Origin of the sequence: Streptomyces torulosus, from assembly GCF_001419765.1 — a bacterium.
GTDB lineage: Bacteria > Actinomycetota > Actinomycetes > Streptomycetales > Streptomycetaceae > Streptomyces > Streptomyces torulosus.
In genome coordinates this window covers 1-1,268 of the sequence record NZ_LIRK01000946.1, presented here as the reverse complement: position 1 = coordinate 1,268, position 1,268 = coordinate 1, and the positions used below count along the sequence as shown (strand labels likewise).

Sequence of the window (1,268 nt, the reverse complement as noted above, 5' to 3'; positions counted from 1 at the left end):
AGGTGGTCGGCCAGCCGCCGCCCTGCGCGCCCAGGCGCGGCGGCTGGCCGACCACCTCACCGACCGTCCCTCGCTCGGCGTCACGGACGTCGCCTTCTCCCTCGCCACCACCCGCACACCCCTCGACCAGCGGGCGACCGTCCTCGCCGCCGACCGGGACACCCTGCTCGCGGGCCTCGACGCGCTCGCCGACGGCCGCCCGCACGACGCCCTCGCCGAGGGCACCGCCGTCACCGGAAGGACCGCGTTCGTGCTGCCCGGCCAGGGCTCCCAATGGCTCGGCATGGGACGCGAACTCCTCGACACCGAGCCGGTGTTCGCCGAGAACGCCCGGCGGTGCGCCGCCGCCGTGCGGGAACTCGTCGACTGGGACGTCCTCGCCGTCCTGCGCGGCGAACCCGGCGACATCGACCCCGACCGCATCGACGTCATCCAGCCCGTCCTGTTCACCGTGATGGTGTCACTGGCCCGGACCTGGCAGGCGTACGGCGTCACACCGGACGCGGTGGTCGGCCACTCGCAGGGCGAGATCGCCGCCGCCCACCTCGCCGGCGGCCTGAGCCTCGAGGACGCGGTCCGGGTCGTCGTCCTGCGCAGCCGCGCCCTGCGCACCCTCACCGTGCGCGGCGGCATGGCCTCCGTACTGCTGCCCGAGGAGCAGGTCCGCACCCGGCTCGCGCCCTTCGCCGACCGGCTGTGGATCGCCGCCGTCAACGGCCCCGCCTCCGTCGCGCTCACCGGCGACCCCGACGCCTGCGACGCGTTCGTGGCCGCCTGCGCGGCCGACGGCGTCCAGGCCCGCCGCATCCCCGGCGCCGCGAGCCCCGGACACTCCCCCCACGTCGACGCGCTCCGCGAGGACCTGATGGCCGGCCTCGCCGGGCTCGCCCCCCGCAGCGGCGACGTGCCGTTCTACTCCACCGTCACCGGCGGCCTCCTCGACACCGCCGGACTGGACGCCGCCTACTGGTGCCGCAACATGCGCGAACCTGTCCGCTTCGAACCCGCCGTGCGGGCCCTGCTCGCCGACGGGCACCGGCTGTTCGTCGAGCCCAGCCCGCACCCCGTCCTCGTCACCTCCCTCCAGCAGTGCGCCGAGGCCGACGACCACGAGGTCACCGTCACCGGCACCCTGCGGCGAGGCGAGGGCGGCCCCGGCCGGCTGCGCACCGCCCTGGCCCACGCCTGGACCGGCGGGGCGCCCGTCGCCTGGCCCCGTGTCTTCGCGGACGCCGGCGCCCGCCGGATCGACCTGCCCACCTACGCCT

1 protein-coding gene is annotated in these 1,268 nt (G+C 76.7%); it reads left to right on the top strand.

The window, feature by feature from the left end; all coding sequences use genetic code 11:
• On the top strand, positions 1-1,268 hold a 1,268-nt coding region (locus tag AOK23_RS42905), incomplete at both ends, for an acyltransferase domain-containing protein (protein ID WP_157878332.1).